This window comes from Agrobacterium sp. rho-13.3 (assembly GCF_033957765.2).
Taxonomy (GTDB): Bacteria; Pseudomonadota; Alphaproteobacteria; order Rhizobiales; family Rhizobiaceae; genus Agrobacterium.
Map to the genome: position 1 here is coordinate 738482 of NZ_CP192774.1, position 14931 is coordinate 753412.

Here is a 14931-nt window from a genome sequence, read left to right on the forward strand (position 1 = left end):
CGCACAAGCGGCAGCCCCGCAAAAGCAGCGTTTCCAGCCTATGATCCACCCAAATTTTCTTTGCCGCCATTTTTTAGGCAGCCAAATTTCTTGACGAATTGCTCTGCCCATAGTTCCTTCCCTTCATGACTGAAGAAAATACAACGATTCGATCCATCTGCGTCTATTGCGGTTCCCAACCCGGACGTGACCCTGCCTACATGGACGCTGGCCGCGCGCTTGGAAAATCCATCGCCGAAAATGGCATTCGCCTCGTTTACGGCGGCGGTACCAAAGGCATCATGGGCGCTGTTGCCAGCGGTGTTTTGGCCAATGGCGGCGAAGTCACGGGCATCATACCGGAATTTCTGGTTGATATGGAGGCCACACGCCATTCTCTCGGACAATTGAACGAGCTGATCATCACCCAGGACATGCATGAGCGTAAGCACATGATGTTTGAGCGGTCTGATGCATTCGTCACCTTGCCGGGCGGCATCGGCACGCTGGAAGAGATCGTCGAGATCATGACCTGGGCGCAGCTCGGACGTCACGCCAAGCCGATGGTCTTTGCCAATATCAATGGTTTCTGGGATCCGATGCTGGAACTGATCCGCCACATGCGCGATCAGGGCTTCATCCACCGCGCCCACCTGCTCAACCCGCTGGTGATCGATGATGTGACGAATATCGTGCCTGCGATCATCGAGCGCGCCGCGTCACAGCAAAACCCCGAAGGCGACCCCTCGGTGATTTCACAGCTTTAAACGATCGAGCGTGGCGAAGTCGGCTTTCGGCCTACTTCGCCACCTTGTTTCGCATCAGGCTCGGTGCCGTATAGATCACCAGTGCTGACCAGATCATGATGAAGGCAATCAGCCGCACCGTGTCGAACTGCTCCTTGAAGACGAAGATCGCGATGATGAAGATGATCGACGGGGCGATGTATTGCATGATGCCGATGGTGGAGAGTTTCAGCAGTTTTGCACCATTGCCGTAAAAGATGAGCGGGGTGGCGGTGACAATGCCGCTGGCCGCCAGGAGCCATGTATCGACTGTGCTTTCAGACAGGAAGTGCGCTTGCCCGCTGAGGCCCAGATACAGAATATAGGCCAGCGCGATTGGCGACAGCAGCAGCACTTCCAGCAGAAACCCTTGAGTGGGGCCAATCGGCAGGGTTTTGCGGAAGAAGGCGTAAAAACCCCATGAAACGGTTAGCGCAATTGCCACCCATGGCACAGTGCCAGCGTGCCAGGTGAGCAGCGCCACGGCCAGCACCACAAGCGAAATGGCCGCCAATTGTATGCGGGAGAGTTTTTCTTTCAGCAGCACGGCGCCCATAAAAATGCTGAAAAGCGGGTTGATGAAATACCCCAAGGCAGCGTCCAGCGCATGGCCGGAGCCAATGGCCCAGATATAGACACCCCAATTGAGGCTGATCAGCGTTGCCGTGAGGCACGCCATGGCCAACATGCGTGGCGAGGTCAGCGCCTGCTTCACTTCAGCCGTACGACCAAGCGCAATCAGCACACATGCGGCAATTGGCACAGACCAAATGACGCGGTGCGCAATGACCTCAAATGGCGAGACATGCGCGACGGCCTTCATATAAAGCGGCAGAAAACCCCACAGGATATAGGCGGTGAGCGCATAGGCGAAGCCGTGCAGGCTATCGCGAGACTGCGGGGCCGGAATTGTCTGGTTCATTGCCATGGAAAACTGCCAATCTGACTGGAATTGCCCCGGACTATTCCTCTTTGCGGTTATACACCAATTCATTTCAGTGAAGCTTGTGATGAAAAAAGCTTCATTTGCTGAAAAAATGACTACGCCGCCTGAATCAAAATATCAGGCGGCGCACCGAAAGCATTGAAAAGGCGCCTTTTATTTCCCGGCAAAACGGTCCGTCGCACGAATGAGCTGGTCGAGAATGCCCGGTTCGCTCATCGCGTGACCCGCCGCCTCGACAATCTGCAAATCGGCCTTCGGCCACGCCTTTGAAAGCTGCCAGGCATATTTCAGCGGGCAGGGCATGTCGTACCTTCCATGCACGATAACGCCGGGAATATCCTTCAGTCTATAGGCATCGCGTTGCAGCTGACCCTCTTCAAACCAACCGGCATTGACGAAGAAATGGGTTTCGATGCGCGCAAAAGCGATGGCATATTGCTCCTCGCCAAAATCATCCACGCGGCTCTGGTCCGTCACAAGCGCAATCGTCGCACCTTCCCACTGGCTCCACGCCTTGGCGCATTCCAGCTTCTTTTTCTGGTCCGTGCCGGTCAGATAGCGGTTATAGGCCACCATCATCTCGCCGCGCTCTGCCTCAGGAATGGGTGCGATAAAGGTTTCCCAGCGATCGGGGTACATTTCCGAAACGCCGAACTGGTAGTACCAGTCCAGCTCCGGCTTCGTCAGCGTATAGATGCCGCGCAGCACCAGTTCACTGACGCGCTCCGGGTGCGTTTGTGCATAGGCCAAAGCCAGTGTCGAACCCCAGGAGCCACCAAAGACCTGCCACTTGTCAAAGCCGAATTTCTCGCGCAGTTTTTCGATATCCGCCACCAGGTGCCATGTGGTGTTGGCTTCCAGATGCGCGTGCGGCGTGGAGCGGCCACAGCCGCGCTGGTCAAACAGGATCACATCATAAAGCGCAGGATCGAAAACGCGCCTCTGTGTCGGGTTGACGCCACCACCGGGACCGCCATGCAGGAAGACCGCAGGCTTGCCACCCTTGGTGCCGACGCGCTCCCAATAAATCACATGCCCATCACCCACATCCAGCATCCCGGTCTCGAAGGGTTCGATCTCCGGATAAAAGCTGCGCAATTCTTCACTCATGCTGTCTTTTCCTGTGGTGGCCAATGCTGTGTATCATGGTCTGGATGCTGGCGGTTTTTGACGGTCTGGCCCGCGCCATCCGCCGGTTCCGGCTCAACGGACAAAGTATCGAGATGAGAAAACCAGCTCATCTTGTTGGAAAGATTCGATTGTGCCTGCGGCAACACGCTCTGTGGCTCATCCAGTGAACCAAGCGTGACATTGATGAAATCCAAGCCGGGACTATCATAAAACAGGGGCGTGCCGCATGAGGCGCAGAAGCCGCGCCTGATATGGTCGGACGATTGAAACCAGTTGGGCTCGCCGCGTGTCAGCGTAAAGCGGTCACGACTGCTCGCGCCCAGCGGCAGGAAATAATTGCCGGATGCCTTCTGGCACATGCGGCAGTGGCAGACATGCGGATACCGAAGATCTCCGTCGATCCTGTAACGCACCGCCCCGCATTGGCATCCGCCGGAAAATGCCTTTGCACTCATTGGTTCACATTGTCTTCAGGCGGCCAGACGTGCGTATCGTGATCCGGGTGCTGGTAGGAGAGGATGCTTGCCGGATCGACGCTTTGTTCTATTAAAGGCTTCTCAAACAATGTCTTGATCCACGGCAATTGCAGATGCGCATTGACCTGAACCTGCGGCTCGATCTGTTCGGGATGGTCGAATGCACCGATGGCAATCTCCACGCCGCCGGGGTGATGATAGGTCAGCGGCGTGCCGCATTTGTTGCAAAAACCGCGATGGATTTTGGCCGAAGAGCGGAACAGGCTCGGCTGGCCGCGTGTCCATGTCAGATGCGCCTGATCGGCTGTGACCAGCGCGCCGAAGAAATTGCCGAAATGTTTTTGGCACATGCGGCAATGGCAGATGGAAGGGCGGCCAAGCTTGCCCGCATGAAACCGCACCGCGCCACACTGGCAACCGCCGGAATAACCTGCATCGCTCATTGATTCTTCTCCTGGGGCCAACTGTCCGTATCGTGATCCGGGTGCTGATAAGACACAAGATCGGCCAGATAGTCCACCGACGTCAAATCCTCTTCCGTTGCTACTGCGGGTAGGGTGTGCAGACTGTCCACAAAGCCGATCTTCTTTTCAACACCCCACTGCATGACCGGCGGCAAAGCGGACGGATCATCAAATGCGCCCGCAGCAATCGCCATGCCATCTGGTGCTTCATAGGTCAGCGGCGTGCCGCAATCTGCGCAGAAACCCCGTTGCACCACACTGGAAGATTGAAAACGCTTAGGCTCCCCTCGCGTCCATTTGAAATCCGTCCCGCGCACGGAAACCAGCGGGGCATAATAGGCACCAAATGCCTTCTGGCACATGCGGCAGTGGCAAATAGAACTGTCTTCCAGCTCAGCCTCGACCCGAAACCGCACAGCACCGCACTGGCATCCGCCGGTGTGAATTGTCATGGTTGGTCCTCCTCTATGACCCGCAGAATATGGAGGCAAACATTGTCGATGTCTTTGAGAATGTCATCGTTCCAGAAGCGGATAACGGTCCAGCCATGTTGCTGAAGATTGGCGGTTCTTTGACGATCATAATTCATGGCAGTTTCGTCCGCATGTTGAAAACCATCGAGTTCGACAACCAGCTTATGCGAGGGACAAGCGAAATCAACGATATATCCGAGAATAGGCAATTGTCGCCTGAAGCTTAGTCCTTCAAGCCTGTGGGCTCGAAGCGCATTCCACAATTTTACCTCCGCATCCGTCATGCTCTTTCGCATCTTACGTGCGTTTGTGCGATGCTGCGGCTTTACATCTGTGTGGGGCATGAACGGCTCGCCGGTTTGGGTTGTAACGAGAAGTTCTTACACGAGCGCACAAAGCGCAACAGGGAGATTGCGGCAAGGCACCCCCCTCTGTCCTGCCGGACATCTCCCCCTCAAGGGGGGAGATCGATATGCGGCTGCGTTCCTGCCCAACTCGACTGTCGCAAATGAAGCGCGGTGCGTGCGTCTTGCTAATCTCCCCCCTTGAGGGGGAGATGCCCGGCAGGGCAGAGGGGGGCGAGCTTGCTCCGGCGTTAAAGTGCAGGATGCTGAAGGAATGTGATCGAAGTTTACCGCTTCAACTCCCAAGTCGTAACCCGCTCGCCGCTATCCTTGTCCTTGCCGTCCTTCAGCTGAATGCCCTTGGCGGAAAGATCGTCGCGAATGCGGTCGGCCTCGGCAAAATTCTTGGCTTTCAGCATTTCCAGACGCATAGCAACCAGCGCATCCACTGCCGCGACAATCGCCTCATCCATCTCCGCCTTTTTTGGCAGAACGCCAAGAAGCGCGGCGCTGGCAGCGAAGCTTGGTAGTTGTTCCGGGTCGGCATTGGCGGTCTGTGCCAACGCATGAAGCGCTTGCACTGCGGCAACCGTGTTCAGGTCATCGGAAAGCGCATCCAGAACCGTTTGATCCGGCTCTGCATCGCCAATGTCAGCCGCAGGCCACTTTGCCAGCAGACGCTCTGCCTCTTCCAACCGCTTGACCGAAAAATCAATCGGCTCGCGATAATGCGTCATCAACATAGCCAGCCGCAGCACGTCGCCCGGCCATTGGCGACCGCCGAATTTATCCGTGTGCAGCAGCTCATAAATGGTGATGAAGTTGCCGTCGGACTTCGACATCTTGCGGCCTTCGACCTGCACGAAACCATTGTGCATCCACACATTGGCCATGACGTGCGTGCCATGGGCGCAACGGGATTGGGCGATCTCATTTTCGTGGTGGGGGAAGATCAGATCCAGCCCGCCGCCGTGAATATCGAAGGTCTCGCCAACATAACGCCCGGCCATGGCAGAGCATTCGATATGCCAGCCGGGACGACCAAGGCCCCAAGGGCTTTCCCAGCCCGGCTCGTTATGGCTCGACAATTTCCACAGCACGAAATCCTGCGCGTTCTTCTTGTGCACATCGACGGCGATGCGCGCACCCGCCTGCTGCTCATCCAGCGGGCGCTTGGAAAGCTGGCCGTAATCGCTCATCGATTTGGTGTCGAACAACACTTCGCCGCTGGCGACATAGGCGTGTCCGCGCGCAATCAGCTTTTCGATGATCTCGATCATTTGGGCGATGTTGTCGGTGGCGCGGGGCTCAATGGTCGGCTCAAGGCAGCCGAGTGAGGCCACATCTGCGTGAAACTGCTGTGCCGTCTTTTCCGTCACGGCGTGAATGGCATCGTTCAAAGGCAGGTGGGGGTAATCCCGCAGCGCACGCGCATTGATCTTGTCGTCAACGTCGGTGATGTTGCGCGCATACGTAACCTGCGCATCGCCATAAACATGGCGCAGCAGGCGGTACAGCACGTCAAAAACGATGACCGGGCGCGCATTGCCAATGTGGGCAAAATCATAAACCGTGGGGCCGCAGACATACATGCGCACATTGTCGGCATCGATCGGCTGAAAGTCAGCTTTTTCGCGGGTCAGTGTATTGTGGAGTTTCAGGCGCAAGGACATGCGGAATTTCCTTCGGGAGATAAGTTTCCCCAACCGGAGCGTTTGTCTGCTTTTGACCTTTCGGGAGACGAAAACGATCTGGCCGGATGTTAGACCAGCAAAATTAGTTTCAGCAACAGGTGCAGATCGTCATTCTCATATCTTGCCTTATGGCGCGGCGCGCAATTTTGGTCAAGAGCGCTGCGCCATGAGGATGCATGGAGCGTGGCGTTATTCCGGTGCGCGGTAACTGACGAATTTCTGGTCCCGAACCACGTAAATCTTGCCTGTTTCCGTCAGCTCCGGTGAAGCCAGCGGCAGCAGGGCTGCGGCAATTGAGGACGGATGGGGCAGGGTGTCCGGGTCTTCGCCGGGCATGGCCTGCGCGCGCATGGCCGTGCGGGTAGCGCCGGGGTTGATGCTGTTGACCCGAAGCGCGGTCTGTTCGGTTTCCGCAGCCCACGTGCGGGCGAGCGCTTCAACGGCGGCTTTCGAGGTGGAGTATGCACCCCAGAATGGACGACAGGAATGCGGTGCGCCAGAGGAAAGAATAAGCGCACGCCCGGCATCGGATTTTAGCAAAAGCGGTTCGACCGAGCGGATCAGCCGCCAGGTGGCGGTGACATTGATGGTCATGACCTTTTCGAATACCTTGGCTTCGATGTGTCCAACCGGGGAGATGACGCCGAGAACACCAGCATTGGCAACCAGAATGTCCAGCTTGCCCCAGCGCTCGTTGATGGACGCGCCCAGCGCATCGATGGCATTCATATCCGCCAGATCGAACGGCACCAAAGTTGCCGTGCCGCCCGCAGCTTTGATCGCATCGTCCAGATCTTCGAGGCCGCCGACCGTGCGCGCGCAGGCAATCACATGCGCCCCCGCCTTTGCCAGTTCCAATGCGGTGAAATAACCGATGCCGCGCGATGCGCCGGTCACGAGTGCGATGCGGCCTTTAAGGTCTGTCGTCATTTTCCCCCCGAGAATGATTTGGTCATGCGTCTGCCGTCTTATGAAGCGGCGGAAGATACAGCAATGGGCCAGAAGGTCGCATGAAATATGCGCAAAGAAAAAGCCCGCACGGTGATGTGCGGGCTGTGTAAGATATCAGCCGTTGCTGGCCAGCATGGAAATCTTGTTGCCCATCGCTTCGCCGTTCTTGTCGAGAAGGCGGGTCGGGTATTCACCGGTGAAATAGTGGTCGGTGAACTGCGGACGTGCCGGGTTGCGGTCAACGCCGCCAACGGCGCGGTAAAGCCCGTTGATGGAGAGGAAAGCCAGCGAATCCACGCCGATAAATTTCGCCATGTCGTTGACGTCGGCATACTGGTTTGCCAGCAGCTTGTCGGCATCCGGTGTGTCGATGCCGTAGAAATCCGGGTGGAAGATCATCGGGCTGGCAACGCGGATATGAACTTCCTTGGCACCCGCTTCGCGGATCATCTGCACGATTTTCACAGACGTGGTGCCACGGACGATGGAATCGTCAACGAGAACAACACGCTTGCCTTCGATCATGGCGCGGTTGGCAGAATGCTTCAGCTTCACGCCGAACGCACGAATGGACTGGGTGGGCTCGATGAAGGTACGACCAACATAATGGTTGCGGATGATGCCGTATTCGAACGGAATGCCGCTTTCCTGCGCAAAGCCGAGTGCGGCGGGCGTGCCGCCATCCGGTACAGGCACAACCACATCCGCTTCAAGCGGCGCTTCCTTGGCGAGATTGATGCCCATGTTTTTGCGGGTCGTATAAACGCTACGTCCGCCGACAACGGAATCGGGACGGGCGAAGTAAACATATTCGAACAGGCAGAGGCGTTCAGGCTGTGGCTTCACAGGCTTGCGCGCATCGATGCTGATCGAACCGTCCGGCTGGATTTCGCAAATGATGACTTCGCCATTCTCCACGTCACGGACGAACTTCGCACCGATGATGTCCAGCGCACAGGTTTCCGAGCAGAAGATCGGCTTGCCGTCGAGGTCGCCCATCACCAGCGGGCGGATGCCCGTGGGGTCGCGGGCAGCAATCAGCTTGGTGCGGGTCATCGCCAGCATCGAATAACCGCCTTCCATCTGGCGGATCGCGTCGATGAAGCGGTCTGCTGTGGAGGAGTGGCGGGAGCGGGCGATGAGGTGAAGAACGACTTCCGTGTCCGAGGTGGACTGACAGATGGCGCCGGTGGCAATAATCTGGCGGCGCAGCGTCAGGCCGTTGGTGAAGTTACCATTATGGGCAACGGCAATGCCGCCGTCTTCCAGTTCGGCAAACAGTGGCTGCACGTTGCGCATCGCCACTTCGCCGGTGGTGGAATAACGTGTGTGGCCGATGGTGATGCTGCCGGGCAGGCGGGCAAGGGTTGCCGGATTGGTGTAATGGTCGCCAACGAGGCCCATATGGCGTTCCTGATAGAAACGCTTGCCATCGAAGGACACCATGCCGGCAGCTTCCTGCCCGCGATGTTGCAGGGCGTGCAGACCAAGCGCCGTCAGTGCCGCCGCATCCGGGTGGCCAAGAATGCCGAACACGCCGCATTCTTCATGCAAGGTATCGCCATCTAGGACTTCGTTGAAACTGGAATGCGAAAGCGGCTCATTCATCTGGCTTGCCTTTGCTTATTGCCAAAAACAAAAACCGAACCGGCGAGTTTTCCGCCAGTTTGGTCTGTCTGCTGCCTATATTGAATATTTAGCACAAATAGCGCGCCTTGCATGTATTGCAAGGCGCGTCTTGACATCAATTTGTTGTCGCCGGTGGATTTGTTGCCGGAGCATCGTCCGCAGGCGTCTGATCCGTGGTGCCCTCAGCCGGTTTGCCGAGGATGCGCGCCCGGATTTGCGGCTCGATATTATCTGGCAGCGCCGCTTCCAGCTTGGCAACGAGGCCATCGAGGAATGGCTTGGATTTCGCCTGCGTGACCCAGGTTGGCTGTGTCTTGACGTCCACCAGCCAGTTCCAGAACGCAACCGCGACGACCAGAAGCAGAATGCCGCGTGCCGCACCGAACAGGAAGCCCAGGGTGCGATCCAGCGCGCCGATGCGGCTGTCGATAATAAAATCGGCAATGCGCGATGTTATGAAGGAAATGATGATGAGCGCGACGAGAAAGATGACACCGGCGGAACCGGCAATGGCGATCTTGTCGTCATCCGTGTAGTTGCGCGCATAGGGCAACAGGACCGGATAAAGATAATAAGCGGCGGCGACGGAACCGCCCCAGCTTGCGATGGACAGAATTTCACGCGAAAACCCCCGCACCATGGCGAGAACAGCGGAGAACAGGACAACGGCGAGAACGATGCCGTCGAAAATCGTAATGGGCATTTACCAACTCCGGGGGCGCAGCACTTCATACAAGGGCCACTGTGCCAATTTGCGATCCTCATACACTAGCCGCTTAGCCAGCGAAAGGATCATTATTCATCTTCAACCTGTCTGAACCGGCTAGCCGAACCCGCAATACGCGAGACGAGGTCCGGCAGGCTCTCGATTTCCGTCCAGCGCCCTTTTGCACCTTTCGGCAGTTCCGCAGAAGCCGAAGGCAAAAATGCGGCAGAAAACCCAAGTTTTTCAGCCTCTTTCAAACGCTGTCCCGTGTGCGAGACCGTTCTGACAGCGCCTGACAGGCTGACCTCGCCGAAATAGACGCAATCGGCAGGCAGTGCAACACCGGCAAGCGATGAAACCAGTGCAGAGGCGATGGCCATGTCCGCCGCCGGTTCAGAAATGCGATACCCGCCCGCCACATTGAGATAAACATCGTGGCTTCCAAGCTTCACGCCGCAATGCGCCTCCAGCACGGCGAGAATCATGGCAAGCCGGGACGAATCCCAACCGACGACGGCGCGGCGCGGCGTGCCGAGCGAGGTGGGGGCGACAAGCGCCTGCACTTCCACCAGCACGGGCCGCGTGCCCTCCATGCCTGCGAAGACGGCGGCACCCGGTGATTTTTCGTTGCGTTCGCCCAGAAACAGTTCCGAAGGGTTGGAAACCTCGCGCAAACCCTTGTCGGACATTTCGAATACGCCGATTTCATCGGTGGGTCCGAAACGGTTTTTCACGGTGCGCAGAATTCGGTAGTGATGGCCCCGGTCGCCTTCGAAATAAAGAACCGCATCCACCATGTGTTCCACCACGCGAGGCCCGGCTATCTGACCATCCTTCGTCACGTGGCCCACCAGAACCATGGTGGCACCCGTCTGTTTGGCAAAACGGATCATCGCCTGAACGCCGGTGCGAACCTGCGTCACCGTTCCGGGGGCAGAATCAGCCGTATCGCTCCACAGCGTCTGGATGGAGTCGATGATGATCAGATCAGGCCGTTTGCCTTCGGAAATCGTCGCCAGAATGTCTTCGACATTGGTTTCCGCCGCCAGCAGAACATCGGTATCTGCGGCACCCAGACGTTGCGCACGAAGCCGAACCTGCGCCACCGCTTCTTCGCCGGAGACATAAACAATGCGATGCCCTCGCCGCGAAAGTGCTGCCGCCGCCTGCATCAGCAGCGTGGATTTACCAATGCCCGGATCACCACCGATCAACACCGCCGAACCGCGCACGAAACCACCGCCGGTTGCCCGGTCCAGCTCGCTCATGCCGGTCGGAATACGTGGGGCTTCTTCGATTTCACCGGACAGCGAGGTGAGGGTGACGGGTCTGCCCTTTTTCGGCGTCTTGCCGGGGCCGGAGCCGATACCACCCATCGGGTCTTCTTCGACGATGGTATTCCACTCGCCGCAGCCCTCGCACTTCCCCGCCCAGCGATTGTGTACCGTGCCGCAGTTCTGGCAAATGAATTGTGTCTTGGCTTTGGCCATTGATGTCAGTTTTCTTCTTGTTCGAAATTTTTTGCAGAAATGTCTTGGTGGCCGTGCAAAATACGCACCACAATGAGTTCTTGGTCGTTGATCAGGAAAACGATTATCCGTTCGCGGTATGCGAAGCTTCGCAGGCCGGTGCCTAGCTCATCGCGTTTTATGCCGGTTAAGCCGCCATGAGAGAAAGACCTGACTTTCTCGTCGATATCGAAAACGAATCTGTCAGCGGCCGCCGGATTAGCTCGGGCAATATAGATATAGTCTTCCAGAAGGTCTTCGCTTGCGGTCGTCGTCCACACAGGTTCACGCGTTTTAATGGCCTGTCCCCGTCTTCATTTGGCGTTCTTTTGCCATGCGCTTGATGTCATTCAGGAATTCATCTGCTGAGCCATATCGATGAACACGTCCTGCTTCGACATCATCCAGTCCTTCCTGAATAAGCCGCTGAAGCTCTACCAATTTTCCTTCTTCGCTGCCCAACAACCGCAAACCGGCTGCCACGACATCGTCGGCGCTCCTGTAGATGCCAGCACTTACCTGCTCATCAATAAACGCACGATCCTGCTCGCTAAGATGGATTTCGGCCATTTCGATCTCCTTTTGTTCTCGTATAGCACAGGTCGATCCGGCTTTCCAAGAGCCAAAAAACAAGCGTCACTCGTCGTCGATCAGATATTGCCGCTCATAGCGAAGTCCAAGGCCGGTCAGCATTTCGTAACCAATGGTGCCTGCGGCGCGTGCCGCTTCATCCACCGGCACATTGGGGCCGAAGAGTTCGATGTAATCGCCAGCGCGAATGGCGTTGGCCGGAACGTCGGTGACGTCGAAGATGGTGAGGTCCATCGTCACGCGGCCTGCAACCGGCACTTCGTAACCGTTGATGAAACCGTAAGCGCCGCCATAGCCCATTTCGCGCAACGGAATGCCGGAACCGGACAGCGAACGGTGGTAGCCATCGGCATAACCAACGGCGGCAATCGCCAGACGGCTGGCGCGTTTCAGAAGGAACGTGCCGCCATAGCTCACCGTCTGGCCTTCGCCAGCCTCGCGAATCTGGATAATGCGCGCTTCAGCTTTTGCCACGGGCCGCATCGGGTTTGCCATCTCGTTGACGGCTTCACCGCCATAGAGTGTGATGCCGGGGCGGGTGAGATCGAAGTGATAGTCGGGCCCGAGGAAAATTCCGGCAGACGCTGAAAGGCTTGATTCGATGCCTTCGAAAGCCTCGCTAACCCTGCGGAATGATTCAAGCTGCACCCTGTTCATGGGCGAAGACGGGGTATCGGCGCAGGCGAGGTGGGAGAGGACCAGAACAGGATCGAAGCTGGCGGGACGGGTAGGATCATCGGCGAGGTAAAGCGCGTCGTCCAGCGGCAGTCCGAGCCGGTTGAAGCCGGTGTCCACATGCAGCGCGAAAGGATGCTCGCCCCGGTCGGCAAGCGTTCCCATCCAGAACGAAAGCTGCTCTTCCGAAGCGATAACCGGCACCAGATCATTGTTGAAAATCTGGCGTTCCTGACCGGGCCAGATGCCGGATAGAACGAAAATACGGGCTTCCGGCGCGTGCGGGCGAAGCGTGACGCCTTCCGCAGCGGTCGCCACGAAAAAGTCCCGTGCGCCCGCGTGATAAAGCGTCGAACCGCAATCCTCGATGCCCAGGCCATAAGCATCTGCCTTCACCACCGCACTGGCGCGGGCTTTGCCGGAGCGCGTGTTCATGCCGCGCCAATTGTCGGCCAGTGCGCCCAGGTCCACGCTCAGGCGAAGCGAAGCAGCCTCAAATGCGTCCATGTCCGCGTCGGGCAGGGTGTCGTCGAATTCATCAGTCATCGTCGTGCGTCCGGTGAGGGGGATTGATAGTGCTGTATCACTTTTGTTCAAGACGGTAATGTCCGTTTGGACTAAACTGCCGCCATGCACAATGTTTCGCAGGAACAGGCCATCGACTTCATGCCGCTTGCCGCGGCAGAAACCACGCGTTTCTGGCGCGACGGGCGTTTTGATGGCATGGAATGCCTGAGCGCGACATTTCTGACGCATGAATATTCCCCGCACGCACACGAGACATTTTCCATCGGTGCCATCGAGAGCGGTTCGCAAATATCGACCATTCAGGGTGCAACTGAACAGACCGGGCCGGGTCATCTTTATCTCATCAACCCAGATGAAATTCATGATGGTGCGCCGGGTGGTGGCGGGTATCGCTACCGCATGATTTATCCCGGCGTTGCTCTATTGCGTGATGTGCTGGAGGATGTGACGGGCCGTGCATTCCACGGCACGCCGTCCTTTCCGCGTTTCCTGCCGCACGATCCGCAGATGGCAACGGCGTTTCAGATGGCCCATCGGCGTATGGAAATGAAGGCAGGCGCGCTGGAAACGGATGAGGGCATGTATTCCGTCATGGCCGAACTGTTTCGCCGTTATGGCAGCACCATTATTCTTCCGTTGGAAAAGAGAGAAAAAACGGCGGTTCATACCACGCGGGATTATCTGAACGACAATTTCGATACGGATATCGGGCTGGAGGAATTGGCGAAGATAGCAGGCCTCAGCCGCGCCCATCTCATTCGGGCATTCCGCAAGGAGTTTCACATCACGCCGCACGCCTATCTGACCGATGTGCGTATCCGCAAAGCCAAAAAGCTTCTGCGCACGGGCGAGCCACTGGCAGATATCGCGGCATTGTGCGGTTTTGCAGATCAAGCCCACTTCAACCGCCATTTCAAGGCGCGCATGGGCATTACGCCGGGTCAATTTCGCGCGGCATGATCTGGATGTCATTTTCGTTCAAGACGACCATGCAAACCACACGTTAAGCGCATCTCCAGAACAGGAGACTGCCATGCCACGGACCATAGAGAGTGCCGAATTTACCGCCGGGTTAAAAGCCGCAGCCCCTTTGCTTGTCGCAATGGTGCCGATTGGCGTGGTGTTCGGCGCGGTTGCCGTGGCCAAGGGCTTGTCGCCACTCGAAGCCTGTCTCATGTCGCTTCTGGTTTTTGCGGGCGGGGCGCAATTTGTCGCCATGGACCTGTGGACACACCCGGCGAGCTGGACGGCGCTGGGCTTTGCCGCGCTTCTGGTCAACCTGCGCCATGTGTTGATGAGCGCGTCGATTGCCGGAAAGATGCAGGGCTTCAAGGAATGGCAGAAATTCGCCGCCATGCCTGTGCTCACGGATGAATCCTGGGCCTTGTCTGAATTCCGCGTCATGCGCGCCCATTTGACACCCGCCTTTTTCGCCGCCGCCGCCCTGTCGATTTATGCACTGTGGAACGTCTCCACGCTGGCGGGCGCTTTGCTGGGCTCGGTCATGGGGGATACGGCCGTCATCGGTCTGGATTTCGCCTTTCCAGCGGTCTTCATCGTGTTGTTGATGGGGTTCTGGAAAGGCAGTGAAACTGGCCTCGTGCTGCTGGCGAGCGCCACCGCGTCCTATCTGACGCACACCTATATTGCTGGTGCTTGGTACATCGCCGCCGGTGCGCTGGCCGGTCTTCTGGTGGCTGCATTCGGCAGGCAAAAAACGGAGCAGCCAGCATGACCCTTGATGCGAACACCCTGTTTGCCATTCTCGCCATGGCGGCGGCAACCATCGCCACCCGCATGGGCGGGTTGCTGCTTGTTCGATATGTGGAGTTCACGGGCCGCACGAAAAAAGCGCTGACGGCTGTTCCACCCGCCGTTCTGATGGCGGTGGTCACGCCCACGGCCATTTCCACCGGCATTGCCGAAACCATTGCCTGCGGTGTGACGGCGCTTGCGGCCACGCGCCTGTCGTTGCTGCCCGCTGCTGCAACGGGCGTGGTGACGGTGGCTGTGCTGCGCGGAATCGGTTTGTAAACCGATATCGCCAAGCG

Annotated in this window: 18 protein-coding genes; 4 read left to right on the plus strand and 14 right to left on the minus strand. The window is 57.6% G+C overall.

Going from position 1 to position 14931, the window contains the following annotated elements:
• The first annotated feature begins 125 nt into the window (after window positions 1–125).
• On the plus strand, window positions 126–746 hold the full coding sequence (locus RMR16_RS03670) for a TIGR00730 family Rossman fold protein (RefSeq protein WP_320199375.1): 621 nt from the start codon (window positions 126–128) through the stop codon (window positions 744–746).
• 31 nt (window positions 747–777) lie between these two features.
• Here RMR16_RS03670 and rarD read toward each other — a convergent pair whose 3' ends face one another.
• From rarD to alr, 14 genes are all read right to left on the minus strand, one after another.
• Window positions 778–1692, minus strand: coding sequence for an EamA family transporter RarD (gene rarD, locus RMR16_RS03675; RefSeq protein ID WP_320199376.1), 915 nt, complete (start codon window positions 1690–1692; stop codon window positions 778–780).
• Window positions 1693–1863: 171 nt separating this feature from the next.
• On the minus strand, window positions 1864–2820 hold the full coding sequence (pip, locus tag RMR16_RS03680) for a prolyl aminopeptidase (RefSeq protein WP_320199377.1): 957 nt from the start codon (window positions 2818–2820) through the stop codon (window positions 1864–1866).
• On the minus strand, window positions 2817–3296 hold the full coding sequence (locus RMR16_RS03685) for a GFA family protein (protein WP_320199378.1): 480 nt from the start codon (window positions 3294–3296) through the stop codon (window positions 2817–2819). Before RMR16_RS03685 ends, pip begins: the two co-directional genes overlap by 4 nt.
• Complete coding sequence (locus tag RMR16_RS03690) at window positions 3293–3760, minus strand: GFA family protein (RefSeq protein WP_320199379.1); 468 nt, start codon at window positions 3758–3760, stop codon at window positions 3293–3295. Before RMR16_RS03690 ends, RMR16_RS03685 begins: the two co-directional genes overlap by 4 nt.
• Window positions 3757–4233 (minus strand): GFA family protein, encoded by a 477-nt coding sequence (locus RMR16_RS03695; RefSeq protein WP_320199380.1) that lies wholly within the window; start codon window positions 4231–4233, stop codon window positions 3757–3759. Before RMR16_RS03695 ends, RMR16_RS03690 begins: the two co-directional genes overlap by 4 nt.
• Window positions 4230–4598, minus strand: coding sequence for an endonuclease domain-containing protein (locus RMR16_RS03700; protein ID WP_320199381.1), 369 nt, complete (start codon window positions 4596–4598; stop codon window positions 4230–4232). Before RMR16_RS03700 ends, RMR16_RS03695 begins: the two co-directional genes overlap by 4 nt.
• 287 nt (window positions 4599–4885) lie before the next feature.
• Window positions 4886–6271 carry a cysteine--tRNA ligase gene (gene cysS, locus RMR16_RS03705; RefSeq protein ID WP_320199382.1) on the minus strand — a complete coding sequence of 462 codons (1386 nt, stop codon included), beginning with the start codon at window positions 6269–6271 and terminating at the stop codon, window positions 4886–4888.
• A gap of 210 nt (window positions 6272–6481) precedes the next feature.
• Window positions 6482–7222: an SDR family NAD(P)-dependent oxidoreductase gene (locus tag RMR16_RS03710; RefSeq protein WP_320199383.1), complete on the minus strand. Its 741-nt coding sequence runs from the start codon at window positions 7220–7222 to the stop codon at window positions 6482–6484.
• Window positions 7223–7357: 135 nt separating this feature from the next.
• Window positions 7358–8851: an amidophosphoribosyltransferase gene (gene purF / locus RMR16_RS03715; protein WP_320199384.1), complete on the minus strand. Its 1494-nt coding sequence runs from the start codon at window positions 8849–8851 to the stop codon at window positions 7358–7360.
• Between the two features lie 136 nt (window positions 8852–8987).
• Window positions 8988–9575 carry a CvpA family protein gene (locus tag RMR16_RS03720; RefSeq protein WP_320199385.1) on the minus strand — a complete coding sequence of 196 codons (588 nt, stop codon included), beginning with the start codon at window positions 9573–9575 and terminating at the stop codon, window positions 8988–8990.
• A gap of 92 nt (window positions 9576–9667) precedes the next feature.
• The gene (gene radA / locus RMR16_RS03725; protein WP_320199386.1) at window positions 9668–11068 is read right to left on the minus strand and encodes a DNA repair protein RadA; all 1401 of its coding nucleotides are present in this window, start codon (window positions 11066–11068) and stop codon (window positions 9668–9670) included.
• A 5-nt stretch (window positions 11069–11073) separates the two neighbouring features.
• On the minus strand, window positions 11074–11367 hold the full coding sequence (locus RMR16_RS03730) for a type II toxin-antitoxin system RelE/ParE family toxin (protein ID WP_320199387.1): 294 nt from the start codon (window positions 11365–11367) through the stop codon (window positions 11074–11076).
• 13 nt (window positions 11368–11380) lie between these two features.
• Window positions 11381–11656, minus strand: coding sequence for a type II toxin-antitoxin system ParD family antitoxin (locus tag RMR16_RS03735; protein ID WP_320199388.1), 276 nt, complete (start codon window positions 11654–11656; stop codon window positions 11381–11383).
• Between the two features lie 66 nt (window positions 11657–11722).
• Window positions 11723–12898 (minus strand): alanine racemase, encoded by a 1176-nt coding sequence (gene alr, locus RMR16_RS03740; RefSeq protein WP_320199389.1) that lies wholly within the window; start codon window positions 12896–12898, stop codon window positions 11723–11725.
• Between the two features lie 84 nt (window positions 12899–12982).
• Between alr and RMR16_RS03745 the strand changes: the two genes are divergently transcribed.
• From RMR16_RS03745 to RMR16_RS03755, 3 genes are all read left to right on the plus strand, one after another.
• A complete protein-coding gene (locus RMR16_RS03745; RefSeq protein WP_320199390.1) occupies window positions 12983–13840 on the plus strand; it encodes an AraC family transcriptional regulator in 858 nt (285 codons plus the stop codon).
• Between the two features lie 73 nt (window positions 13841–13913).
• Window positions 13914–14615: an AzlC family ABC transporter permease gene (locus RMR16_RS03750; protein ID WP_320199391.1), complete on the plus strand. Its 702-nt coding sequence runs from the start codon at window positions 13914–13916 to the stop codon at window positions 14613–14615.
• Window positions 14612–14914, plus strand: a complete 303-nt coding sequence (locus RMR16_RS03755) for an AzlD family protein (RefSeq protein WP_320199392.1) — start codon at window positions 14612–14614, stop codon at window positions 14912–14914. Before RMR16_RS03750 ends, RMR16_RS03755 begins: the two co-directional genes overlap by 4 nt.
• Window positions 14915–14931: the final 17 nt, after the last annotated feature.

What these genes read in the sequence shown, in the direction of transcription:
- radA (WP_320199386.1), bottom strand. Translation starts at nt 11,068, where the DNA reads ATGGCCAAAGCCAAGACACAATTCATTTGCCAGAACTGCGGCACGGTA.
- RMR16_RS03690 (WP_320199379.1), bottom strand. Translation starts at nt 3,760, where the DNA reads ATGAGCGATGCAGGTTATTCCGGCGGTTGCCAGTGTGGCGCGGTGCGG.
- RMR16_RS03720 (WP_320199385.1), bottom strand. Translation starts at nt 9,575, where the DNA reads ATGCCCATTACGATTTTCGACGGCATCGTTCTCGCCGTTGTCCTGTTC.
- RMR16_RS03755 (WP_320199392.1), top strand. Translation starts at nt 14,612, where the DNA reads ATGACCCTTGATGCGAACACCCTGTTTGCCATTCTCGCCATGGCGGCG.
- purF (WP_320199384.1), bottom strand. Translation starts at nt 8,851, where the DNA reads ATGAATGAGCCGCTTTCGCATTCCAGTTTCAACGAAGTCCTAGATGGC.
- RMR16_RS03670 (WP_320199375.1), top strand. Translation starts at nt 126, where the DNA reads ATGACTGAAGAAAATACAACGATTCGATCCATCTGCGTCTATTGCGGT.
- RMR16_RS03710 (WP_320199383.1), bottom strand. Translation starts at nt 7,222, where the DNA reads ATGACGACAGACCTTAAAGGCCGCATCGCACTCGTGACCGGCGCATCG.
- RMR16_RS03700 (WP_320199381.1), bottom strand. Translation starts at nt 4,598, where the DNA reads ATGCCCCACACAGATGTAAAGCCGCAGCATCGCACAAACGCACGTAAG.
- alr (WP_320199389.1), bottom strand. Translation starts at nt 12,898, where the DNA reads ATGACTGATGAATTCGACGACACCCTGCCCGACGCGGACATGGACGCA.
- rarD (WP_320199376.1), bottom strand. Translation starts at nt 1,692, where the DNA reads ATGGCAATGAACCAGACAATTCCGGCCCCGCAGTCTCGCGATAGCCTG.
- cysS (WP_320199382.1), bottom strand. Translation starts at nt 6,271, where the DNA reads ATGTCCTTGCGCCTGAAACTCCACAATACACTGACCCGCGAAAAAGCT.
- RMR16_RS03745 (WP_320199390.1), top strand. Translation starts at nt 12,983, where the DNA reads ATGCACAATGTTTCGCAGGAACAGGCCATCGACTTCATGCCGCTTGCC.
- RMR16_RS03695 (WP_320199380.1), bottom strand. Translation starts at nt 4,233, where the DNA reads ATGACAATTCACACCGGCGGATGCCAGTGCGGTGCTGTGCGGTTTCGG.
- RMR16_RS03685 (WP_320199378.1), bottom strand. Translation starts at nt 3,296, where the DNA reads ATGAGTGCAAAGGCATTTTCCGGCGGATGCCAATGCGGGGCGGTGCGT.
- RMR16_RS03750 (WP_320199391.1), top strand. Translation starts at nt 13,914, where the DNA reads ATGCCACGGACCATAGAGAGTGCCGAATTTACCGCCGGGTTAAAAGCC.
- RMR16_RS03735 (WP_320199388.1), bottom strand. Translation starts at nt 11,656, where the DNA reads ATGGCCGAAATCCATCTTAGCGAGCAGGATCGTGCGTTTATTGATGAG.
- pip (WP_320199377.1), bottom strand. Translation starts at nt 2,820, where the DNA reads ATGAGTGAAGAATTGCGCAGCTTTTATCCGGAGATCGAACCCTTCGAG.